The sequence below is a fragment of the Anaerotruncus sp. AF02-27 genome (assembly GCF_003465835.1).
Taxonomy (GTDB): Bacteria; Bacillota; Clostridia; order Oscillospirales; family Ruminococcaceae; genus Anaerotruncus; species Anaerotruncus rubiinfantis.
In genome coordinates this window covers 272,120-292,888 of sequence record NZ_QSBX01000001.1, presented here as the reverse complement: position 1 = coordinate 292,888, position 20,769 = coordinate 272,120, and the positions used below count along the sequence as shown (strand labels likewise).

24 protein-coding genes are annotated in these 20,769 nt (G+C 57.6%); 16 read left to right on the top strand and 8 right to left on the bottom strand.

Annotation, left to right across the window (positions count from 1 at the left end; genetic code table 11):
• Positions 1 to 67 precede the first annotated feature (67 nt).
• Entirely contained in the window at positions 68 to 769 is a 702-nt protein-coding gene (locus DWV16_RS01530; protein WP_118477635.1) for a GntR family transcriptional regulator, read from the bottom strand.
• Between the two features lie 172 nt (positions 770 to 941).
• On the opposite strand from DWV16_RS01530, the gene DWV16_RS01525 reads away from it, so the two are divergent.
• The 8 genes from DWV16_RS01525 to DWV16_RS01490 all read left to right on the top strand — a co-directional run bounded on the left by DWV16_RS01525 (position 942) and on the right by DWV16_RS01490 (position 7,020).
• Entirely contained in the window at positions 942 to 2,081 is a 1,140-nt protein-coding gene (locus DWV16_RS01525) for an amidohydrolase family protein (protein WP_118477634.1), read from the top strand.
• A gap of 22 nt (positions 2,082 to 2,103) precedes the next feature.
• A complete protein-coding gene (locus tag DWV16_RS01520; protein WP_118477633.1) occupies positions 2,104 to 3,159 on the top strand; it encodes a C4-dicarboxylate TRAP transporter substrate-binding protein in 1,056 nt (351 codons plus the stop codon).
• Between the two features lie 21 nt (positions 3,160 to 3,180).
• Complete coding sequence (locus DWV16_RS01515; protein WP_118477632.1) at positions 3,181 to 3,654, top strand: TRAP transporter small permease; 474 nt, start codon at positions 3,181 to 3,183, stop codon at positions 3,652 to 3,654.
• Positions 3,651 to 4,946, top strand: coding sequence for a TRAP transporter large permease (locus tag DWV16_RS01510; protein ID WP_118477631.1), 1,296 nt, complete (start codon positions 3,651 to 3,653; stop codon positions 4,944 to 4,946). The genes DWV16_RS01515 and DWV16_RS01510 overlap by 4 nt, the downstream gene beginning before the upstream one ends.
• Positions 4,947 to 5,174: 228 nt before the next feature.
• Positions 5,175 to 5,447: a helix-hairpin-helix domain-containing protein gene (locus DWV16_RS01505; RefSeq protein WP_118477630.1), complete on the top strand. Its 273-nt coding sequence runs from the start codon at positions 5,175 to 5,177 to the stop codon at positions 5,445 to 5,447.
• A complete protein-coding gene (locus DWV16_RS01500) occupies positions 5,447 to 5,983 on the top strand; it encodes a nitroreductase family protein (protein WP_118477629.1) in 537 nt (178 codons plus the stop codon). The genes DWV16_RS01505 and DWV16_RS01500 overlap by 1 nt, the downstream gene beginning before the upstream one ends.
• Positions 5,984 to 5,995: 12 nt before the next feature.
• Complete coding sequence (locus DWV16_RS01495) at positions 5,996 to 6,265, top strand: TfoX/Sxy family protein (RefSeq protein ID WP_118477628.1); 270 nt, start codon at positions 5,996 to 5,998, stop codon at positions 6,263 to 6,265.
• Positions 6,262 to 7,020, top strand: a complete 759-nt coding sequence (locus DWV16_RS01490; protein WP_118477627.1) for a VOC family protein — start codon at positions 6,262 to 6,264, stop codon at positions 7,018 to 7,020. The genes DWV16_RS01495 and DWV16_RS01490 overlap by 4 nt, the downstream gene beginning before the upstream one ends.
• 362 nt (positions 7,021 to 7,382) lie before the next feature.
• On the opposite strand, the gene DWV16_RS19750 is transcribed toward DWV16_RS01490, so the two are convergent.
• From DWV16_RS19750 to DWV16_RS01480, 3 genes are all read right to left on the bottom strand, one after another.
• Positions 7,383 to 7,511, bottom strand: coding sequence for a hypothetical protein (locus tag DWV16_RS19750; RefSeq protein WP_255420038.1), 129 nt, complete (start codon positions 7,509 to 7,511; stop codon positions 7,383 to 7,385).
• 57 nt (positions 7,512 to 7,568) lie between these two features.
• Positions 7,569 to 8,555: a YafY family protein gene (locus tag DWV16_RS01485; protein ID WP_118477626.1), complete on the bottom strand. Its 987-nt coding sequence runs from the start codon at positions 8,553 to 8,555 to the stop codon at positions 7,569 to 7,571.
• Positions 8,556 to 8,628: 73 nt separating this feature from the next.
• Complete coding sequence (locus DWV16_RS01480; protein ID WP_118477625.1) at positions 8,629 to 9,183, bottom strand: hypothetical protein; 555 nt, start codon at positions 9,181 to 9,183, stop codon at positions 8,629 to 8,631.
• A 66-nt stretch (positions 9,184 to 9,249) separates the two neighbouring features.
• On the opposite strand from DWV16_RS01480, the gene DWV16_RS01475 reads away from it, so the two are divergent.
• The 3 genes from DWV16_RS01475 to DWV16_RS01465 are packed head-to-tail and all read left to right on the top strand — an operon-like array spanning position 9,250 to position 10,722.
• Entirely contained in the window at positions 9,250 to 9,510 is a 261-nt protein-coding gene (locus DWV16_RS01475; protein ID WP_066457009.1) for a DUF1905 domain-containing protein, read from the top strand.
• Between the two features lie 16 nt (positions 9,511 to 9,526).
• On the top strand, positions 9,527 to 10,372 hold the full coding sequence (locus tag DWV16_RS01470; protein ID WP_118477624.1) for an MYG1 family protein: 846 nt from the start codon (positions 9,527 to 9,529) through the stop codon (positions 10,370 to 10,372).
• Positions 10,369 to 10,722 carry an arsenate reductase family protein gene (locus DWV16_RS01465; protein ID WP_118477623.1) on the top strand — a complete coding sequence of 118 codons (354 nt, stop codon included), beginning with the start codon at positions 10,369 to 10,371 and terminating at the stop codon, positions 10,720 to 10,722. Before DWV16_RS01470 ends, DWV16_RS01465 begins: the two co-directional genes overlap by 4 nt.
• Positions 10,723 to 10,810: 88 nt before the next feature.
• Here the strand turns inward: DWV16_RS01465 and DWV16_RS01460 are convergent, their stop codons facing one another.
• From DWV16_RS01460 to DWV16_RS01445, 4 genes are all read right to left on the bottom strand, one after another.
• Positions 10,811 to 11,821, bottom strand: coding sequence for a uroporphyrinogen decarboxylase family protein (locus DWV16_RS01460; RefSeq protein ID WP_118477622.1), 1,011 nt, complete (start codon positions 11,819 to 11,821; stop codon positions 10,811 to 10,813).
• Between the two features lie 31 nt (positions 11,822 to 11,852).
• Positions 11,853 to 12,488 carry a corrinoid protein gene (locus DWV16_RS01455; protein ID WP_066457023.1) on the bottom strand — a complete coding sequence of 212 codons (636 nt, stop codon included), beginning with the start codon at positions 12,486 to 12,488 and terminating at the stop codon, positions 11,853 to 11,855.
• Positions 12,489 to 12,672: 184 nt separating this feature from the next.
• Complete coding sequence (locus DWV16_RS01450) at positions 12,673 to 13,893, bottom strand: helix-turn-helix domain-containing protein (protein WP_118477621.1); 1,221 nt, start codon at positions 13,891 to 13,893, stop codon at positions 12,673 to 12,675.
• The gene (locus tag DWV16_RS01445; RefSeq protein ID WP_158572752.1) at positions 13,886 to 14,629 is read right to left on the bottom strand and encodes a DUF1638 domain-containing protein; all 744 of its coding nucleotides are present in this window, start codon (positions 14,627 to 14,629) and stop codon (positions 13,886 to 13,888) included. The genes DWV16_RS01450 and DWV16_RS01445 overlap by 8 nt, the downstream gene beginning before the upstream one ends.
• A gap of 103 nt (positions 14,630 to 14,732) precedes the next feature.
• Between DWV16_RS01445 and DWV16_RS01440 the strand changes: the two genes are divergently transcribed.
• From DWV16_RS01440 to DWV16_RS01420, 5 genes are all read left to right on the top strand, one after another.
• Positions 14,733 to 16,295, top strand: a complete 1,563-nt coding sequence (locus tag DWV16_RS01440) for an ASKHA domain-containing protein (RefSeq protein WP_066457031.1) — start codon at positions 14,733 to 14,735, stop codon at positions 16,293 to 16,295.
• A 303-nt stretch (positions 16,296 to 16,598) separates the two neighbouring features.
• On the top strand, positions 16,599 to 17,675 hold the full coding sequence (locus DWV16_RS01435) for a TRAP transporter substrate-binding protein (RefSeq protein WP_158572751.1): 1,077 nt from the start codon (positions 16,599 to 16,601) through the stop codon (positions 17,673 to 17,675).
• Between the two features lie 97 nt (positions 17,676 to 17,772).
• Complete coding sequence (locus tag DWV16_RS01430; RefSeq protein WP_118477618.1) at positions 17,773 to 18,291, top strand: TRAP transporter small permease; 519 nt, start codon at positions 17,773 to 17,775, stop codon at positions 18,289 to 18,291.
• A gap of 12 nt (positions 18,292 to 18,303) precedes the next feature.
• Positions 18,304 to 19,587: a TRAP transporter large permease gene (locus DWV16_RS01425; protein WP_066457038.1), complete on the top strand. Its 1,284-nt coding sequence runs from the start codon at positions 18,304 to 18,306 to the stop codon at positions 19,585 to 19,587.
• 23 nt (positions 19,588 to 19,610) lie between these two features.
• The coding region (locus DWV16_RS01420) for a uroporphyrinogen decarboxylase family protein (RefSeq protein ID WP_118477617.1) at positions 19,611 to 20,769 on the top strand (1,159 nt) is incomplete at its 3' end.

Genomic DNA, 20,769 nt, shown 5'->3' with positions numbered 1-20,769 from the left:
GGGCAGCCCGGGGCTGCCCGCTTTTCTGTAATGAGCATATTGATCTGGGCGGCAGTCGAGCCAGCCCCTAGATGGTATCGCCGCGGTAAAAGATGAAGGAATGCTTTTTCACATGGGCGATGGTGTTGTCAATATGCAGATTGGTGGCCTTATATAACCCATCCGCATCAAATTCCGCGAGGGCGCGAAGCAACGCTTGGTGCTCCTCAAGAGAATGCTTGAGGCGGATTTGTACATTCAGCGCAAAGGTATAGTAGAGGATATAGATACTCTGACCGAGCGTAGCGTAGAAATCAAGGATTTTCTGGTTTTTGCAGGTCCTGACAATTGTGTGATGAAAATCCGCTTCAATATCTGCGATTTTCAAGTAATTTTCAATGCTGGCGTCGGTAGCCGAGGTCACAAAGGCGTCCCGGTGCGTCTGGAAATTGGCTTGCATCAGCGGGAGGAACGCGGGATTCTCCCGCGCTTCGCGGATTGCGTATGGTACGGCATACAGCTCAACCATCCGGCGGGCCTCCACATTGCTCAGATAGGAATTCCAGGTAAGCTGTTTCACCGCCATCCCCTTGTTGGGAAAAACGTCGATCAGACCTTCCGAAACCAGGCGGTTCAGCGCCTGCTTGATGGGTGTGTGGCCGATGTCGAACCGTTCCGACAGTTCCCGAATAATCAGCCGTTGGCCGGGCTGGAGCCGGAAGGTTTCGATCTCCTCCTTAATTTTGCGGTACGCAAGATCGACCATTGACAGGGATTGATTGTTTTCCATCTATTTCCACCTCTAAAAAGTCATTGACAAGTTAAATTTTCAATGATAAAATAAAGCCGTAGTCATTATAACTGATTTATGATAAAATTAAAAGCTGTTTTTATATTTTTTAAAAATAATTAGATCTAAAATATGATCTAAAATAAAATTTAAATTGATTTGGGGTGGTTCTATGGCGTTGGACTACACGAAACTTATCCTGAAAAACGGCCGGATTTTTGATCCGGGCGAAGGGACCGACCGGGTGGGGGACCTCTATATCCGGGACAACCGGATTGTCCCGGAGGCTTTCCCGCCGGACGACGAAACCCGTGTGATCGATGTGGGCGGGCACCTGGTGCTGCCTGGGCTCATCGATTTTCACACGCACCTCAATTTCGGCGGCAGCGACGTCGGCCTTCTGCCCGATCTGATGCTGCTCCCGAATGGGGTTACCACGGCGGTCGACGCGGGAAGCTGCGGGGTTTCAAACTACGAAAGCTTTTCAAAATACACCATCGCATCCTCGCTCACAACCCTGAAAAGCCTGCTCTACATTGCAAACACCGGCCAGACCACCGAAGCCTTCGCCGAGAACCTCGACCCGGTCCATTTCGACGAGGCCCGTATCTGCCGGATGTTTGAGCGGTATCGCGGGGAACTGCTCGGGATCAAGATCCGGCTGGGCAAAAAATTTGCGCCGGACATCTCCGCACTTTTGCGGGCGGTCAAAATCGCGGATAAGGCGGGCTGCTTTCTCTCGGTACATATGATCGACCTGCCCTGCCCCTATGAAGAGGCGCTTTTGCATCTGCGGGCAGGCGATCTGCTGGTGCATCCCTACCACTTCCGCGGGGTCACCATCTTCGATGAAGCCGGCAGGGTTCGGCCCTGCCTGATTGAAGCGAAAAAGCGCGGGGTTTTGATCGACCTTGCCTGCGCCCGATATAACCACGGGCTTGAGAATCTCTGCCGCGCGGTCGGGCAGGGCTTCTGGCCGGATTTTGTCACCACCGACCTTGGACGCAACAGCATTTATGAGCGGCCGGTTTTCGCGCTTCCATATGTGATGAGCGTACTGCTGGCCGCCGGAATGCCGCTTGACGCGGTTGTCAGGGGCTGCACCAGCACACCCGCGCAGAAGATCGGGCTCGCCGGGCAGCGCGGCACCCTCAAACCCGGCGCTTACGCGGATGTGGCGGTCATGAAGCCGCTTGAAGGCGAGCGGGTCTTCATCGATAAGCTCGGCTACGAATGTAAAGGAAATCTGCTTTTCTCCCCACGGATGACGGTAAAGGATGGACGGATCCTTTATCAGAGTATAGAGATTTGACCGACAAGAAAGGAGATCCCATATGAAAAAAGCCATCGCAATTGTTTTAACCCTTGCAATGCTCGCATTGCCGCTCGCCGGATGCGGCGACTCCCAAGCGCCGGCGTCCTCCGCGGCCCCTTCCGCTGCGGCGGCGCCCGGCGAATCCCGGCAGGAACCCGCGCCGGCGAAAAAGACCGTGATCAAGGTCGGCTATGAAAACGCGACCGACGAACTTTTGCACAAGGCGTGCGAGGCTTGGAAGGAGTATGTCGAGCGGGAATCCGGCGGCGAGATCGAGATGCAGCTCTTCCCGAACTCCCAGCTTGGCAACAAGAAGGACCTTTACGAGCAGGCGCAGATGGGCGCCAATGTCGTGACCATGGGCGACGGCTCCTTCCTGATGGACTTTGTCCCGGACATGGGCATCACCTGCGGGCCGTACCTGTTTGACAGCAAGGAAGACGCGTTTAAGGTGATGGAATCCGACTGGTGGACGGAGAAAAGCAAGGAGCTGGAGGAAAAGGGCCTCTTCCTGCTGACCAGCAACTGGATCTACGGCGTGCGCCAAACCATCTCCAAAAAGCCGGTCAAGACGCCGGAGGATTTCAAAGGCATGAAGATCCGCTGCCCGGACAACCTGATCTACACCCGCTTTTTTGAATTGATGGGCGCCACCCCAACCCCAATGCCGCTGGGCGACGTTTACACCTCCCTGCAGCAGGGCGTGATCGACGGCGCGGAGAACCCGCTGCCGGTCATCTACGGCAATAAGCAGTATGAAGTCGCCAAGTATATCTCGCTGACCAACCACATGCTGCTCTTCACAGGCTGGGTCGCGGGCAGCGATTTCATCGGCACCATCCCCGCGGAGCATAAACAGATCCTCATCGAGGGCGGAAACTACGCGGGCACGGTCAATAACGACCTGCTGGACCAGAAGGTCGCGGATACGACCAAAAAGCTGGAAGAAGCGGGCGTGACCATCATCGAAGTGGACACCGCGCCGTTCCGCGAGAAGGTCGCTTCCTATTATGAGATGTTCCCCGAGTGGTCCGACGGGCTTTATGACAAAATCCAAGGGATTATCAACAGCTGAGTGGCAAGGGAGGGCGGCTTTTTGAAAAAGCTCATGCGGGTGCTTTCCAACCTGGACCTGATCGTATCCGGCTTTTGCCTGGTTGTGATCGTGACCTGTACCGTGCTCGGCGTGGTGATGCGCTATATCTTCCATTCGCCGTTCCAGTGGCTGGAGGAGGTTTCGACCCTGTTTTTCACCTGGTTGGTATTTTTCGGCGCTTCCGTCGCGGTTAAAACCGACAACCATGTCTCGATCGACCTTCTGGTGGAACGGTTCCCGGCAAAACTGCGGCGGGCGGTGGATGTGTTCGCTTACGCCATGCTGATGCTGGTGCTCGGTTTCATCGCGTATTACGGGATGAAGCTCACCTTGCAGGTGTCGGATAAGATCACGCCGATCCTGCGTATCCCATACCAGGTGATCGATATCGCCCTGCCGGTCGGCGCGGTGCTGATGCTTGTAAACTTTTCGGTCCGGTATTTCCGGCGGGACGGGAAGGGGGAAACCGAATGAATACCTTTGGGCTCGCGCTGGGCGCCATCCTGTTTTTTATCCTGATGTTTCTCAATGTCCCGGTCTTTGCGTCGGTGGCATTTGCGTCGATCACCTATATCGTATTGAACCCGGAGCTCAACAACATGATTATCGTGCAGCGGATCATTGGCGGGACCGGTTCGATCGCGCTGCTTGCGATCCCCTTCTTTGTCTGCGCGGGAATCCTGATGAACTATACCGGCATCACCAAGAAGATCATGGGTTTCTGCGAGGTGCTCACCGGGCACATGGCGGGCGGGCTCGCGCAGGTGAACGTCGTGCTTTCGACCATGATGGGCGGGCTCTCCGGCTCGTCGATCGCCGACGCGGCAATGGAGGCGAAGATGCTGGTCCCTGAGATGGAACGCAACGGCTATTCAAAGGCGTTCTCCTCCGCGGTGACGGCGGCCTCCGCCATCATCACCCCGATCATCCCGCCGGGCATCGGCATGGTCATCTTCGGATGCGTGGCGAACGTCTCGATCGGCGGGCTGTTCATGGCGGGGATCCTTCCCGGTATCCTGACCTGTTTTGCCATGATGGCCCTGGTCAGCCGGATCTCCAAAAAACGCGGCTATCTCCCCACGCGGGAACGCCGCGCCACGGGCAGGGAGCTGCTGTCGTCCTTTCGGCAGGCATTGCTGCCGCTGCTGCTGCCGGTAGTGATCATCGGCGGCATTCGGATCGGGATTTTCACCGCGACTGAAGCCGGCGCGGTCGCCATCGCCTATGCGCTGCTGCTCGGCTTTGTGATCTATAAGGAGCTGAACCTGCCGCTTCTTTTGCAGGGGATCCGGGAAACCGTCGCAATCACCGCCTCGATTATGCTGATCGTCGGCGTGGCTTCGGCCTTCGCCTGGGTGCTCACCTGGGAACAGGTCCCGCAGCAGTTCACCGACTTCATGCTGACCTTCATCTCGAACAAATACGTGTTTCTGTTCCTGGTTAACATCTTCCTGATCATTGTCGGGATGTTCATCGAAGGAAACGCCTCAATGATCGTGCTGATCCCGCTGCTCCTTCCAATCGCGCGCTCCTATGGGATCAACGACTTTCACTTTGCAATGATCTTCCTCTTTAACGGTTCGGTGGGCGCCTTTACGCCGCCGATGGGGACGCTGATGTTTGTCACCTGTTCGGTCACCCATTGCCGTGTCAAGGAATTCATGAAGGAATGCATCCCCTTTTACCTGCTTTTGTTCGGCATGATGATGCTGATCACCTACGTCCCGTTTGTATCCATCTTTTTGCCAACTGTTTTAGGGTTTTAAACGCAAAAGACAGCCCGTGGTTGCAGGGCTGTCTTTTGCGTTAGGCATCTTTTGACAAGGAGGAAGGAGCGCCTCCCGACAGCGCGATACGTTCAACCGCTCGTTTTCCGGGGAGGCTTTTGCCGGACTAAAATAATTGTGCGAGATTTGGAAAAAGGGGTTGATTTTATCCGCGGGATTGATTATGATGGAAAAGGAAGAACATTCGTTCGAGAAAGGAGGCGTTCCATGAAAAGCGAACTGCAAACCATACCGGGGATCGGCAAGGACATGGAAACCCACCTGACCGGCATCGGTTACGGCACAATCGAGTCGCTGCGCGGGGCCAATCCGCGGGAGATGTACGACCGCGACTGCATCCGCTGCGGCATGCAGCTCGACCGCTGCGTGCTGTATGTCTTCCGATGCGCCGTTTACTACGCGGAGACGGCCGAGCCGGAGCCGGAGAAATGCAAGTGGTGGTATTGGAAGGATCATCAACTGGAACGGGAGGAAAAATGATGGGCGTATTTACAGAATTGGTCAACCGGCGGGAGAGCTGCCGGAACTTTGCGCCGAAGCCGGTGGAAAATGAAAAGCTGCGCGCCATGGTGGAAACCGCGCGGCTTGCGCCGTCCGCCTGCAACAGCCAGCCGTGGAAATTCCTGGTCGTGAACAGCCCCGCGCTTTCCCAGAAACTTGCCAAGTGTACGCAGGGGATGGGAATGAACAAATTCACCGACAACTGCCCGGCATTCATCGTCGTGAGCGAGTATAAAGCAAACCTTTCCGCAAAGCTCGGAGGGCTGGTCAAGGAGCAGAAATACGCGCAGATCGATATTGGGATCGCGGCGGCGCACCTCTGCTTCGCCGCGCTCGAGCAGGGGCTTTCCACCTGCATCCTTGGGTGGTTTAACGAGGAGAAGATCAAAGAACTCTTCGGCCTGCCGCAGGACAAACGGATCAGGCTGGTGATTGCGGTCGGCTATGCCGGAGAGGGGCAGCTGCGCCCGAAACGGCGCAAGGAGCTGGACGAGATCGCAACGTTTCTTACATGAGGAGGAACTGGTATGGGGGAACTGGCAAAACTGCCGAATATCGGCAAAACGCTGGAACAGCAGCTTTTGGACGCGGGGATTGATTCCCCGGACGAACTGCGCCGGGTGGGCAGCCGGGAGGCTTGGCTGCGGATCCAGGCGTTCGACCCGTCCGCCTGCCTGCACCGGCTTTCGGCGCTGGAGGGCGCAATCCGGGGCGTGCGCAAAGCGGAATTGGACGAAGGCGTCAAGGCGCAGCTCAAACAATTTTACCGGGAACACAAGGTGGAGGGAAGTAGATGAAATTTGAAGGCCCGCTGCTGGCGGTACGCGATCTCGCGGCCTCCCGCAGTTTTTATGAAACGCTGCTCGATCAGAAATTATGCTATGACTTTGGAGCAAATATCTCGTTTGAAAGCGGGCTTTCGCTTCAGACGCTGGAAAGCTGGGCCGGATTCTTAAAAAAACCGGCGGAAGAAATCCGCCTCGGCGGCTGCGATGCCGAGCTCTATTTTGAGACGGATGATTTCGACGGTTTTCTAATCCGCCTGGAGGAATCGGGCGCCGCGTTGGTACATCCCGTGACCGAATATGACTGGGGGCAGCGGGTTGTGCGGTTTTATGATCCGGACCGGCATATTGTGGAAGTCGGGCAGAGCATGAAATCGGTGGTGTTGCATTTTTGGCGGGAAGGGATGCCGCTTGCCAAAGTTGTGGAGCGCACCCAGCATCCGGACGCGGTTGTGCGTGGTTGGATTGCCGAAGAGCTGAGCCCCTGCGGTGTGGACTGCGCGGGCTGTGGACAGTACCCGGCCGAATGCCCCGGATGCAATGCGATCGAAGGCAAAGTTTACTGGGCGCGGTATATCGGACAGGAGGCCTGTCCGGAATATACATGCCCGGTGAACGAAAAGGGCTTGCGCAGCTGCGGCGAATGCCGGGAGCTGCCCTGCCGCCAATTTTATGAGATGCAGGATCCCTCGGTTTCGGACGAACAGCATCAAAAAGAAATTGAGGAGCGGGTTGCCAGGCTGCGCGACCTCTTCCCTCAAAAATAGGAAAGAAGGAGTCCCATTCCAAAAGGCCCTGTGCAAAAATTTTTGCACAGGGCCTTTTGTGTCCGTTTTATTGGACAATTGATGTGATATTCTTGAATTACGGTAAGAAAACTACATCAAATTTTCCGACAGAAAGGATGCTGGAAATGGATTACATCATCAAAAACGTCTACAGCCATGTGGAAGTCTACGACCGGTTCGGCAACTTCCAGTTCTCCGCCGACACCGAACAGGAAGCACTGGAAGAATTGAAAGCCGCGGCGTAGGCCGCTTTGTCAAAAGGCGCGGGACAGGTTGCAAAAACTGTACCGCGCTTTTTGCCGTACACCCGGAGGACGAAAGCCCCCCGGAAAGCACGCCCGTTATCCCCGCCGTGCGCGCAGAAACTGCTGCTGATCGCGGTAGCCCTGCGCCGCCGCTTGGCGGCATCTGCGCATCATCAGATGGAAAAATCCGCCGCAGGCGGAAAACCAGAGGATGGTTCCAAACATAAAAGACACCTCCCAACGGTTTTATCCTACCGCGGAAGGTGTCCCATAAAACGGACTTTAGCAATAATTTCCCGAAATTTTGGCGAGAAATTCCCGCAGCTGCGCCACAACGGATTCCGGCCCCGTGACCGCCGCATTTTCTCCAAACGAAAAGACCCAGGCGAAAAAGGTCGGGCTGACAGTGACGCTGGCCGCCACGGTAAACCATTCGCTATCGAGCGGCTGGAGGTAGACATCCCGCCCGAACCTGTCGATGGCGACCCCGGCCAGATGGTTGCGCATTTTGAGACGCACAACCTGCTGTTCGCCGCCGTACATCCCAAACAGGGATCTGGCATAGACCGCCATGTCAAACTGGCCGAAGAGATCCGCGCCTTCACGGGCAAGACTGGTCGGCCGGATGTCCTGCATCTTATCCACCCGGTAGTGCTTGATGATCCCGGCCTCGCTGTCGTATCCGACCATATAATAGTTTTCATCGTCCCAGGTGAGCGCCCAGGGGCTCACGCAGTAACGGCGGCCGCCACGGCGGAAATGCTTTTGCTTATCCACGCCCCAGTCAAAATAGAGATAACTGATCTTGCGGTTTTCCGCAATGGCGGCGTGCACCTTGTCCACATTGTAGTAGATGCTTTCATTCATCGCCTTGATCCGGTTGGCCACGTAGCCCTGCCGCTGCAGCTGTTGGGCTTCGTACCGGCTTGCAAGGCTTTCCAGTTTTTTGATCAGCTCGGTGGATTTGCGCCGGGTGAGAAACCGGGAGGACTGCACCGCGTCGACCAGAAGCTTGAGCTCCGGCAGTTCAAACTGCCGGTTCGCGACAAAATAACGGAAAGTTTTGTCCTTGCGCATCTGAATGTCCAGCCCATAGATCCGCAGCGCCTCCAGATCGTCATAGATGCTTTTGCGTTCAGCGGATACGCCGTAAGCCGAAAGCGCGCCAATCATTTCGGGAACGGTGATGGCGTGCGCTTCATCGGTGTGCTCAAGCAGGATTTTCATCAGGTAGAGCAGCTTCAATTTTTGATTTGATCCCTTTGCCAAACCGGTTCCCTCCCGTCGGATAGCATTTCCATAAGGTTTGTGCTATAATTTTTAAATATGGGAAGCGGGCGGCTCACCCGGCTCCCCGGCCGAGCCGGCGCCGCGCGGAGCGCGCGCGCCGGACGAGGATTCGCTTCGGGTCGTCGGCCGAAATAAGCACTGCCACCGGCAGGATGCTGTGCCGCCGCAGGAACTCCGGCAGGCTCTGCAGGTCGTTGGCGTTGCCATAGGCCGCGTTATAAAAATGAAACAGGCCGCCTTCACTTTGAAAGGCCGCGAAATGCGCCCCGCGTTTATGCCAGTACATCAGAATGTTGGCGCCCGCGCCGCGCGCGAGCCGTTCAAAATGCGGCGGGAACAGGCTCACATGCACCTGGTGGCCTTCCTGGGACAGGTACCAGACAAGCGCGAGCACATTGGTGCCCAAGAGCCCGCCGAATAACAGTCCCTTTTGGAAATCAGCCGCGATTTCCTCCGCCGGTCGCGGATCACCGAGCATTTTCAGCGCATTATAACAGGAGATCCAACCGCAGCCGTTGCGGTCGGAACCAAGCAGACCGTAGCGCAGATCGCCGAGCAGGTTCTGCCCGATGATGTAACCATCCGGAGAGAGCGCCTTTGGATTCATGCGATCACCTCTTTCTAAAAGTATACACGATTTTCGCGCGGCTGCATAGGGAAAGGAAGCTGGAAAATGCAATACGAATTTGACGCGGTGATCCGGAAGGTGCCGGATATCGACGGCGCGTATGTGGAGATCCCATTTGATGTGAAGAAAGTTTTCGGTAAGGGGAGGGTCAAGGTTCATGCCGCCTTTGACGGCGAACCATACGACGGCAGCCTGGTGCGGATGGGGACGCCCAGGCATATCCTGGGTCTGCGCAAGGAAATCCGCAGAAAGATCGGCAAGCAACCGGGCGACACAGTGCATGTGATGCTCACCGAACGCCTTTGAGAAAGGAAAGACCATTATGACAGACAAGATCGTGCCCTCCCGCGCGGTGACCCATGCGGGAAAATTCCACGCGGACGATGTTTTTTCCACCGCGCTGCTGCGCATTTTGAACCCATCAATCGAGATTGCGCGGGTACAGCGGATACCGGAGGGCTATCATTGGTTCGCATATGACATCGGCTGGGGGGAATTCGACCACCATCAGCAGAATGCGCCGGTGCGTGAAAATGGCGTTCCTTACGCGGCGTTCGGCCTGCTTTGGAGGACGTTCGGGCCGCAGGTGCTGTCCGGCCGGGATGTGGAGGCGTTTGACAAGCACTTTGTGCAGCCGCTCGACCTTGACGACAACACCGGCTGCGGCGATCCAATCGCGGAGATCATCGGGAACTTTAATCCCGCCTGGGATTCATCGGAACCGGAGGACGCCTGCTTTTGGCAGGCGGTGGATTTCGCGCAGGTGATCCTGGAAAAACGTTTTGCGGCTGTCCGCGCGATCTGCCGCGCCAAGCAGCTGGTCGCGGAGGCAATCGCCGCGGCAAAGGACGGGATCGTCGTGCTGCCGCGGTATGCACCCTGGAAATCAGCGGTCTACCGGACGGCTGCCGTCTTTGTGGTTTATCCGTCCCAGCGGGGCGGTTTCAGCGCGCAGGGCGTCCCCGACGATGAAACCGGTGCGCTCAAGTGCCCGTTCCCATTGGGATGGGCAGGGAAATCCGAGGCGGAACTGCCTGCGCTGACTGGGCTTTCGTCCCTGCGCTTTTGCCACAACAACCGGTTTCTGGTCGCGGCGGACCAGCTTTCGGACGCGGTAGCGGCTTGCCGGATCGCGCTGGACGAACAAAAAAAGGAGGAAAACAGATGAAGGTTTTGTTTATCGAGTATCCCAAATGCACCACCTGCCAGAAGGCAAAGAAATGGCTTGACGAGCATGGCGTGCAGTATGACGACAGGCATATCAAGGAGCAGAACCCCACAGCGGACGAACTGACCGATTGGCTGAAACGCAGCGGCCTGCCGCTGAAGCGGTTTTTCAACACAAGCGGACTCCTCTATAAATCGCTCGGGCTCAAGGAGAAACTGCCCCAGATGAGCGAAGCGGAACAGATTGCCTTGCTTGCGACCGACGGGATGCTGGTGAAGCGGCCGCTCATCGTGGGAGAAGATTTTGTACTGGTGGGCTTTAAACCCGCCGAATGGGAACGGCTCATATAAACCGGAGAAAACAGGGACCCGCCCTTTGGACCATGATCAGATCCAAAGGGCGGGTCCCTGTTTAGGGATGTAATTTATGGAGGCGGGTTTAACGATTATAAAATTCCTGCACCGCGGCAAAGAAGGCGTCAATATTTTCCCACCTGGACATCGGCGGAATATCGCAGCCGGACGAAATGACAAAGTTCGGGTATTTGCGGCAGCGTTCCATCACCGCGAGGGTCGCCTCCCGGATCGATTCAGGCGTGCCGCCCCGGAACTGGCCGGCCGGGTCGACGTTGCCCATCGCCACGGTGTCGGACGGGATATGTTCCATCATTTCGCCCATGTCAATCGCGTTGCCGAAATGGTAGGCGCCCGATCCGGTGGAAAGGATCGATTCGATCAGCTGGATGGTGTTGTTGCCGCAGTTGTGATAGATCACCAGGAAGCTGTCGTCCTGCACCGCTTTTACGATCTCGCTGATATAGGGCGAGGAAAATTCCGCGATCAGGTCGGGCGAAAGCAGCCCGGCGAGCGGTTCGGCGATCACCACGCCGTGTGCGCCGATCTCTTTGTAGGCCCGGATGTATTGGATCAGGAAGTCGGTCGCCTTGCGCAGAGTCTTGTGGACCATATCCGGCTCCACGTAGCAATTGACCATCGCCTCGGTCACATCCATCAGCCTGCCCGCGAGCGAGAAGGAACCGATCGTGCCCGCGAAGACCGGCCGGTCGGTGATCTTTTCGAGCGCCTTTCTGATGGCGTCGAGATAGATGCCGGTGCGTCCCGCACCGATCTGCGGCACAGCAAGATTGTCCGCGTCCTCCTCGCTTTCGATGATCCGGCCTACAACGGTCGGAACCTCGTCGTCCGATACACGGATCGTGCTGCCGAACGCTTCGGCCTCAAGCGAGAGATCCATCAGCGAAACCGAAGCGAGCGAATCGGTTCGCGCTGCAATCCGATACATGCCCTCGGCTTGCAGCGCGCTGTTCGAAATCAGCTCCCGGACGCTGATGCCCATGAGCTGGATCGCCGGGAAGGACAGGACCGGCATTGCCTTTTTCACCTGGGCGGCCTTCAGGTTGTCAAGCCACTGGGCCATATTTTGCTTCATAGTGGTCATCTCCTTGGCAATGTCGTTCTCGTTACGCGCTGAAATAGGAGTACGCGAGCTCGGCGGCGCTGGTCGCGTCGGGGGTGTAGCCGTCCGCGCCGATTGACTGCGCGAACGCTTCGTTGACCGGCGCGCCGCCGACCATAATCTTGACCCGGTCGCGGTAATCTTCCCGTTGGAACAGGTCGATGACCGACTTCATCTCGTTCATCGTGGTGGTCAGAAGCGCCGAACAGCAGACCACATGGGCGTTATGCTCCTTCGCGCCTTCAAGGAATCGCTCGGCGGGCACGTCGACGCCGAGGTCGACCACATGGATGCCTTTGCTTTCGAGCATCATCTTGACAAGGTTCTTTCCGATATCGTGCAGATCCCCTTTGACGGTGCCGATGACGGCGGTGCCGACCGATTCCACCCCGTCCTCGACCAGCCGCGGTTTGAGTACGGCGACGCCCTGGTTCATGGCGCGCGCGGCAATCAGGACTTCCGGGACAAAGACCTGATTAAGCTTGAACTTCCCGCCGATGATCCCCATGCCGGCGAGCAGCCCGCCCTCAAGAATCTCCTTGGGGGCGTACCCTTCGTCCAGCGCCTGCTGCACCAGCTCTTTCACCTTTGGGGCGCGGCCCTTCTGCAAAAACTCACTGATTTCTTCTAAAACACCCATAGCAGCCTCCTAGTCGTTTCTCAGGGATACGGGGAATGAATCTCTTCCTGTTTTCGATTCTAGAAGATTATGGAGCATTTATCTATGAAAATCTTTCGAGTTTTTGTACTATTTTCGGCAAACTGCGAAACCCCGTATCCAGCTGCCTGGATACGGGGTTTGAAATGCGGCTTCCTGCGGCGTTTCAGCGGGCCTTTCCGCGCGCGTCCCGGAACACCTTGGGGGAGACGCCTTCGGATTTTTTGAACACTTTGGTGAAATAGCTCTGATCCTCAAAGCCGCAGAGGTTGGCGATCTCCACCAGGCTCGCGTTGCCGTCAAGCAGGAGCTGCTTGCTCTTCTCCACACGCACCTGGTTGATATAGGAGGAGAGGCTCACGCCCATCTCATCCTTGAAGGTGGTAGACAGGTAGGATTTGCTCAGATAGACGCAGCCCGCGATTTCCTCGAGGGTGAGCTTCTTGACGTAGTTTGCCTTGACATACTGCATGACCTTGTAGACGACGTCTGAATGCTTGATCTGGGTGAAATCGAAGGTGTAGTTGAAAAACAGGTGCATGATGCCGGAAATCCACACGCTGATCTCCTCAAGCTCGGTCATCTGCGCGAGCTCCTCGCGGTAGCTGTCGTTGAGATAGAAGATCTCGTTCGGGTTGGCGCCCGCGTCGATAGTCGAACGGGACAGCAGCACCATGAGCTCCAGAATTCGCCCTTTGATCCGTTCGATGTTGAAATCGCTTGAGAAGAAGATGTGCCCCAAAAGTTCGTTGAGCAGTTCCTGCGCGCCCTGCTTATCCTTGGCGAGGATCAGTTTTTGCAGGCGGCGCTCCTGCTCGATGGGATAGGGGATGTCCTGGTGGTTGTCGCGGTAGATGTCCTGTACGCTGTAGAACGAATTGAGGATCTTCTCCTGCTCGTAGACAAAGGTGCCGACCCGGCTGTGCGGGATCATGTTGATGTAGGCGGTGACCGTTTCCCTGATTTCGGCGAGATGGTTGACCCGGGCGGTGGAATAGTTGGGGATATCGTGCAGGATGCCACGGATCCCATGGTCGGGCATATCCTCAAACGCATCGTTCAGATCCCCCATGACGATCGGCCCGGCGATCATCGAGGCGGTCATCAGCCCATGGTCGTCCGAAACCGACGACGCGACAAAAACCAGGCCTCGCGGGCAGTAGTAGATGTATTTCCCGTTCCAGCGGTAGGCCTCGTAGCTTCCGTACAGATGGGTGCTGATGAGGTTGCGTTTTTCATAGGTGCAGTGGTTGCAGAATTTGAGCTCATCCTGGCGAAGGCCGACGAAGCATTTTTCCGCAATGTCCATCACCACGCATTCCACGCCGCAGAGCCCGGAGATGTGCGCCGCGTATTTTAAGCAGCGCTCCCGGAGCAGATCATCCATTGGCAGCTTCCTCCTTTGCGGGGACCGCAATCATTTTTTGCCTGTCATAGGACGGCTGTGCCCAGGTGCCGGGCGGGCAGACGAGGAAATCCTGCGGGTCCCATTGCCCGCCCACCATCGCTTCGAGCATCCGGCAGTCGCCGCGCAGGTCGACCGCCTCCCAGCCGTAGAGCCCGCAGAGCCGGTCCGCGAGCGCCCGGTAGGAGTCGTTGTGGTAAACTGTGGAATGGATGAAGCCGCAGTAACGGTAATTTTTTGTCCAGGACACATCCTCCCCCGCGAGATATTCGGCGTTGTCCTCCCCATACAGCCGCGTATATTCCGCCTTTTTTTCAGCGAGCGCTTCAGGCGTGGGCAAAAAGGCGTTCTCAATCCAGCCGTTATTGAGCCAGTAGGCCGTCTGATAGCGGTTGAAAAGCGCGAGATAGCGGGCCTGCGAGCCGAGAAAGATCCCGATGCAGTCGTCGGTGCGCGGGATCACAATCGGGATGGTCCGGGCGGCGACGCCCATCGTGCCGTTCGAACAGAGCCCATAACCGAACAGGATGAAGTCCGGCCGGTTGCGCGGGGTATCTTCGATCTGCAAAACGGCCGATTCGAGCCGGCTGCGCAGGATCGTGGGCGTGTCATGCAGGCCCTGCGGTAGCCAGGTGATGTCGATAATATGCGGGCTGACTGCGGCGAAATGCCGCAGCTCCCGGCTGAAAACCTGACAGGCGATAATATGAATCCGCAAGCAAATCCCTCCTCACACCCGGGCGGGTTGAAAAATTTTTCTGGCAGTTTCGCGGGGAATCGTATATGATAAAAGCATTCAGTGACGATCGGAGGTATCCCGAATGAACCAGTGGATCGAAGTTTACGCGCCGCCCGCGGAGCCAAAGCCGCTTCTGACCCTTTTGCAGCGGGAGGGGGCCGCGCCGCACGCGCCCTGCGGCGGGCGCGGCAATTGCGGAAAATGCAAGGTGATGGCCGAAGGGGCGCTCTCCCCGATGACCGGCCGGGAGCGGGGCTTTCTGCGTGAAGCGGAGGTTTCCGGCGGCGTGCGGCTGGCCTGTCTCACGCTTGTATGCGGGAAGGCGCGGGCCTGTCCGCTGCCGGACGGGGAGCAGGTGGTGCTGTCCGCAGGGGTTCTGCCGGACTTCTGCCGGGACCGCTTTGCGGGCGGCTATGGGCTCGCAGTGGATATCGGAACCACCACGGTGGCCGCATACCTTTACCGGCTTGATACCGGCGCGCCCATCGCTGCCGCAAGCTGCGGGAATCCGCAGGGTGCTTTTGGCGCGGACGTGATCTCCCGAATCGAACAGTCGCTCGCGGGGCGGCAGTCGGAGCTCGCTGGGGCGGTGCTCGGCTGCATCGGCAGTCTTTCCGGACAGCTCTGCAAAAAAGCGGGGATTGCCCCCGGGCAGATCCTGCGCGCGGCGCTCACCGGCAACACGGCCATGCTTTATCTGCTGACGGGACGGGAGGCGTCCTCCCTCGCGGCCGCGCCGTTTGCGCCGGACTGCCTGTTTGGGGAAAGCGTGGATGCGACGCAGCTGGGACTTTCGCTTGCGTCTGGCGCGCAGGCCTACCTGCCGCGCTGCATCGCCGCCTATGTGGGCGCGGATATGACCTGCGCGATCCTCGCGGGCCGGCTTTTTGCGGCGAAGGAGCCGGAGCTGCTGGTGGACATCGGCACGAACGGGGAGATGGCCCTCTGCGTCCAGGGAAAGCTCTATGCCTGTTCCACGGCGGCCGGCCCGGCCTTTGAAGGCGCGGGCATCTCTATGGGGATGAACGGCGGAACCGGTGCGGTTGACCACGTTTGGCTTACGGATGGTCAGATCCGCTATTCGGTCATCGGCGGCGGCCCGGCGAAAGGAATCTGCGGCTCGGGTCTTATCGACGCGGCGGCGGTGCTGCGGGAAGCGGGACTCCTGGACGAAACCGGCCGCATCCCGCAGATGGACGAAACCGCTTCCCCATATCTCACCGAGCAGGACGGGATGCCTGCGGTGAAGCTCGGGGAAAGCGGCGTATGGCTCACTCAGAAGGATGTTCGGGCGCTTCAGCTTGCAAAAAGCGCCATCTGCGCCGGAATGCGCGCCCTGCTGCACGAGGCCGGGCTTTCGCCGGACAAGGTGGAGCGGCTCACAATTGCCGGGGGCTTCGGCAGCTTCATCGATCCCGCGAACGCCGAAAAGATCGGCATGCTGCCGCGCGGCTTCGCGGGAAAAGCGCGGGTGATCGGAAACGCGGCGGGTATGGGCACCGGAATGGTCCTCCTGTCGCGGGAGGAACGTTTGCGTTCGGAAGCGCTGGCGCGCGCCTGCCGGGTGGTGGAACTTTCGGGTAATCCGTACTTTATGGAACGGTATGTGGAGGACATGCTGTTTGAAGAACCGCCGAAAGGGTAAAATGCCCTCCTTCCTTATAGGTTCGCAGAACTTTTCCTAGTTGTCAAGAGGTTTTGGATGGCTGCGCATACGGCTGCGATACAGCCGGGCCTGATGTTAATTTCCCGTAAAGACAAAAAAATTGTACAAAAAATAGAGAGGATATACAATACGGCCCGGTTTTTGCCGTTTATAATGAAACTGTTTCAACAGAATTTGCTCATGCCATGCGTGGATTCTGTGCAATAAAGCCAAATATGCGCGCGATTGGAAAGATCTGAACAACGACGTTTGGGTTTTATGAATATGAGGGAGGAAAGTCTAATGAAAAAAACAATCAAAAATGTATTGTCCCTGCTCCTGGCGGCAGTGCTTCTGACAGTCCCGCTGACCGGATGCAACAAAGGCCCCGCCCCGTCCGCCACGCCGGCGTCGAGCGCAGCCCCGGCTCCGGCCGCTTCCGCCGATACCCCGAGCGACGCGGCGCCCGCGACGGATGCAAAGATCCTGCGCCTGGCGCACAACATCACGATGGGAGGCATCGACGACGAAGCGGCCAACATGTTCGCGGAAAAGGTCAAGGAGAAGAGCGGCGGCACGCTCGAAGTCCGCGTCTATGCGGGCGGCCAGCTCGGGAACGAGCGGGACATGCTCGAAGGCATCAAGATGGGCACCATCGATATGGGCATGAACACCTCGGCATACATCTCGAATCTCTGTCCGCAGTACGGCCTGCTTGCCCTGCCGTATATGTTCACCAGCTTTGAGGACGTGCGCGCCAAGCTGGCGGGCGAAGCCGGAACCCAGCTGAGCGAGATGCTGCTGAAGGATCATGGCATCCGCGTGCTCAACTGGTGGAACTCGTCCTTCCGTGTCATGCTGACAAAATCCGCCCCGATCGAGTCGATCGGCGACCTGAAGGGCCGCAAGATGCGCGCGCCGGAAGTGCCGGTCTATATCGACATGTTCACCGCGCTGGGCGCCAACCCCACCCCGATCCCGTTCGGAGAGGTCTACACCTCGATCCAGACCGGCGTCGTGGACGGTGTGGAGGTCTGCGCGGAAGAGATGTACTCCATGAAATTTCATGAGGTGGGACAGTATATAGCCAAAACCAACCACATTTTTAGCTGCATGATCCCGATCATCAACGAAAAGGTTTACGAAGGCCTGACCGATGCGGAAAAAGCGGCGGTCAACGAGGCGATGTCCGAAACCACCGACTGGCAGTGGGAAGCGTTCGCGCAGTCGGACGAGCACGCGCTGCAGGCGATGATCGATGCGGGCATCACCCTCACCGAGCCCGACATCGCCCCATTTATGGAGGCCTGCAAACCGATGCAGGAAAAATATGCGGCGGACTATCAGGCCGAGGATCTTCTGGCGCTGCTGGTGGGATAATTTCCGGTATATCCGGGTGTGACACAGCAGGGAGGCAGCGCCGCCTTCCCGCTGTTTTCATTCGCTGGGAACAAAGCGAAAAAGGGGGACGAGTTTTTTGGGTAACAATCGGAAAAATGCCATCGACAAAATCATGGACGTGACGACCGCGATATTAAACAACAGCGTGTTTATCCTCTTCTTGGTGATGATCCTCTCGAGCTTCCTGCAGGTCATCTGCCGCAGGATCTTCAACGCCTCGCTCACCTGGAGCGAGGAGCTTGCCCGTTACTGCACCATCTGGATGGTGATGTTCACCACCGCTATTGCGTTTAAAAACCGCAACCATATCGGCATCGACTTTTTCCTGGCCAAGCTCCCGCCGAAGAGCCGGCGGATCCTGGAGGATATCAACGATATTATCGTGATCCTGGTGATGGGCTACTTCACCTATTATTCGGCGGCGCTGCTGCTTGGCGGCCGCAGCACCCCGTCGCCGGCCATGCGCATCCCGATGGGCTTTGTCTATGCCGGTGTGGTGGTCGGCGGGTTTTTCTCGGTGGTTTTTGCATTGTATGCGTTCGCCAAGCGGGTGCAGGGCTATTCCCGGGAGAAAGCCGCGCCCGCGGCGCAATAGGAGGGATGGACGATGGCAATTGGAATTATGATCGGGATCTTCTTCCTGTTTTTGGTGATGGGCATGCCGATCGGTATCGCAATCGCGGGTTCGTCGATCGCATCCATCCTGGCGGTGGGCGATCTGCCCGGCATCCTGCTGCCGCAGCGCACCTTTGTCATGCTCGACTCTTTCTCGCTGATGGCGGTGCCGGTCTTTATCCTGGCCGGTGAGGTCATGGGCGTTTCGGGCATCACCACCAAGATCGTCAAGCTGGCCTCGGCGCTGGTCGGGCACCTGCGCGCCGGCCTCGGGCAGACGAGCATCCTGGCCGGCATGCTGATGGCGGGTATCTCCGGCGCCGCCGCGGCCGACGCTTCGGCGCTCGGCGCGATCCTCATCCCCGCGATGGAGGAGGAGGGCTACGACAAGCCGCTGGCCGTCTCGATCATCGCTTCGGCCAACACGATCGGTCCGATCATCCCGCCGAGCATCATGATGATCATCTACGGCTCGATGACCGGTGTTTCGATTGGAGCGCTCTTTTTGGGCGGATTCGTCCCCGGCGTACTGTTCGGCCTGAGCCTGATGATCCTCACCCATTTCACCGCGAAGAAACGCACCGGCATCAAAATCCACACCCGCGCGACCCTCAAGGAAATCTGGATTGCCTTTAAAGAGGCGATTTGGGCGCTGATCATGCCGGTCATCATCGTGGGCGGCATCTTGTCCGGTTTCTTCACCGCAACCGAATCGGGAGTCATCGCCGTGATCTATGCGTTCATCGTCGGCTTCATGAACCGTTCCATCCATTCGTTTAAGCAGGTCAAGCAGATCGTGCTCAACGCCGCCATGGGCAGCACCACCCCGATGTTCCTGATCGGCATCGCGGCGGTCATGGGCTGGGTCCTCGCGCGCAACGACTTCCCGCTGCATGTCGGCAATTTCCTCAACGGCATCACCACGAATCCGAATGTATTCATCGTGCTGGTCTGGGCGTTCTACCTGTTCATCGGCTGCTTCATGGAGGACACCGCCGCCATGATCATCCTGGTGCCGATCCTCGCGCCGATTGCGGCCGCCTATGGCTTCGACCCGGTGCATTTCGGCGTGTTTACCGTCGTTACGCTGCTCATTGGCTGTATCACCCCGCCGGTCGGCATGCTGCTCTTCATTTGCAGCGCGATCGCAAAGGTCAAGGTCACTGACGTCGTCACGACGATCGTCCCTTACTGTATTACGCTTGCGGGAATGGCCTGCCTGTTCGGGCTTTTCCCAATCCTGATCACACTGGTCCCGAATATGGTGTTCGGGTAACATGTTTTGAGAGGTGAATTACCGTGACCCATGAACAGCGCATCATGGCCGCGATCCGCGGCGAAGCGCTCGACCAGCTGCCTTTTGTGCCGCGCCTTGACCTGTGGTATAAGGGAAATCTGGCGCAGGGGACGCTGCCCGACAAATATAAGCACGCCTCGCTTGTCGATATCGTGGACGATCTCGGGCTGGGATATCACTGCGTGATCCCCGATTTTTCCACCTTCGAGGAGCCGTACGACCCGGCTGATGTGGGGCTGGGCATCCACCGCACCAAATCGGTCTTTTACACGGTCGAATTCGATCTTGAGCGCAAGGTGGAACTGAACGGCCCGGAGACGGTCACGACTTACCGGACCCCGTATGGGGACATCACTACCAAGGTCTATTACGACGACGAGATGAAGCGGGCGGGCATCACCCAGGCGCATATCACCAAGCCCGCCGTCGAGACCGAGGAGGACTATCAGAAGATCGGATATATCTTTGAACACGGTGCCGTCAAGCCGCGCTACCACTATTATGATGCGATCAAGGCGGAGATCGGCGACCGCGGGCCGGTCGTGGGGTTTTTCTACGAGGGCGGCTCGCCCATGCACGCGCTGCTCAAGGAGATGGTGCCGTTTGAAACTTTCTGGTTCCACACCTACGATTATCCGGAGCTGATGGAGGAATGCTGTGCGAAGATCGAAACGCTGATGGACAAGATGCTCGCGTGTATGGCGGATTCCCCGGCGGACCTGCTCTATGTGGGCGCGAACTATGATTCAATGACCACCAACCCGCCGTTTTTCGCACAGCACATCACCCCGTATCTCAAGAAGGCTTCGGCATTTCTGCACGGGAAGGGGAAATACCTGCTGACCCACACCGACGGCGACAATGCCGGGCTGCTGGAAGAATATGTAAAGGCTGATATCGATGTGGCGGATTCGGTCTGCACCGCGCCGATGATCGGCCAGACGATTAAGGATACCCGTGATGTGCTGGGCAGCCACGCGGTCTGGGGCGGTATCTGCTCGATCAGCGTGCTGGAGGATTCGTTCAGCCAGTACGAATTTGAAAAATACATCGACGAGACCCTTTCGAGTATCGGCGATGGCCGCAGCCTGGTTTTAAGCGTTGCGGATTCGACGCCGCCGGGCGCGAAGTTCGACCGCATCCTGCACATTATGAAAAAGG

Excerpts from the sequence above, each read along its gene's own strand:
- DWV16_RS01435 (WP_158572751.1), top strand. The coding sequence starts at position 16,599 with ATGAAAAAAACAATCAAAAATGTATTGTCCCTGCTCCTGGCGGCAGTG.
- DWV16_RS01495 (WP_118477628.1), top strand. The coding sequence starts at position 5,996 with ATGGGGGAACTGGCAAAACTGCCGAATATCGGCAAAACGCTGGAACAG.
- DWV16_RS01440 (WP_066457031.1), top strand. The coding sequence starts at position 14,733 with ATGAACCAGTGGATCGAAGTTTACGCGCCGCCCGCGGAGCCAAAGCCG.
- DWV16_RS01460 (WP_118477622.1), bottom strand. The coding sequence starts at position 11,821 with ATGAAGCAAAATATGGCCCAGTGGCTTGACAACCTGAAGGCCGCCCAG.
- DWV16_RS01500 (WP_118477629.1), top strand. The coding sequence starts at position 5,447 with ATGGGCGTATTTACAGAATTGGTCAACCGGCGGGAGAGCTGCCGGAAC.
- DWV16_RS01505 (WP_118477630.1), top strand. The coding sequence starts at position 5,175 with ATGAAAAGCGAACTGCAAACCATACCGGGGATCGGCAAGGACATGGAA.
- DWV16_RS01525 (WP_118477634.1), top strand. The coding sequence starts at position 942 with ATGGCGTTGGACTACACGAAACTTATCCTGAAAAACGGCCGGATTTTT.
- DWV16_RS01530 (WP_118477635.1), bottom strand. The coding sequence starts at position 769 with ATGGAAAACAATCAATCCCTGTCAATGGTCGATCTTGCGTACCGCAAA.
- DWV16_RS01490 (WP_118477627.1), top strand. The coding sequence starts at position 6,262 with ATGAAATTTGAAGGCCCGCTGCTGGCGGTACGCGATCTCGCGGCCTCC.
- DWV16_RS01510 (WP_118477631.1), top strand. The coding sequence starts at position 3,651 with ATGAATACCTTTGGGCTCGCGCTGGGCGCCATCCTGTTTTTTATCCTG.
- DWV16_RS19750 (WP_255420038.1), bottom strand. The coding sequence starts at position 7,511 with ATGTTTGGAACCATCCTCTGGTTTTCCGCCTGCGGCGGATTTTTCCAT.
- DWV16_RS01465 (WP_118477623.1), top strand. The coding sequence starts at position 10,369 with ATGAAGGTTTTGTTTATCGAGTATCCCAAATGCACCACCTGCCAGAAG.
- DWV16_RS01475 (WP_066457009.1), top strand. The coding sequence starts at position 9,250 with ATGCAATACGAATTTGACGCGGTGATCCGGAAGGTGCCGGATATCGAC.
- DWV16_RS01425 (WP_066457038.1), top strand. The coding sequence starts at position 18,304 with ATGGCAATTGGAATTATGATCGGGATCTTCTTCCTGTTTTTGGTGATG.
- DWV16_RS01455 (WP_066457023.1), bottom strand. The coding sequence starts at position 12,488 with ATGGGTGTTTTAGAAGAAATCAGTGAGTTTTTGCAGAAGGGCCGCGCC.
- DWV16_RS01450 (WP_118477621.1), bottom strand. The coding sequence starts at position 13,893 with ATGGATGATCTGCTCCGGGAGCGCTGCTTAAAATACGCGGCGCACATC.
- DWV16_RS01480 (WP_118477625.1), bottom strand. The coding sequence starts at position 9,183 with ATGAATCCAAAGGCGCTCTCTCCGGATGGTTACATCATCGGGCAGAAC.
- DWV16_RS01470 (WP_118477624.1), top strand. The coding sequence starts at position 9,527 with ATGACAGACAAGATCGTGCCCTCCCGCGCGGTGACCCATGCGGGAAAA.
- DWV16_RS01520 (WP_118477633.1), top strand. The coding sequence starts at position 2,104 with ATGAAAAAAGCCATCGCAATTGTTTTAACCCTTGCAATGCTCGCATTG.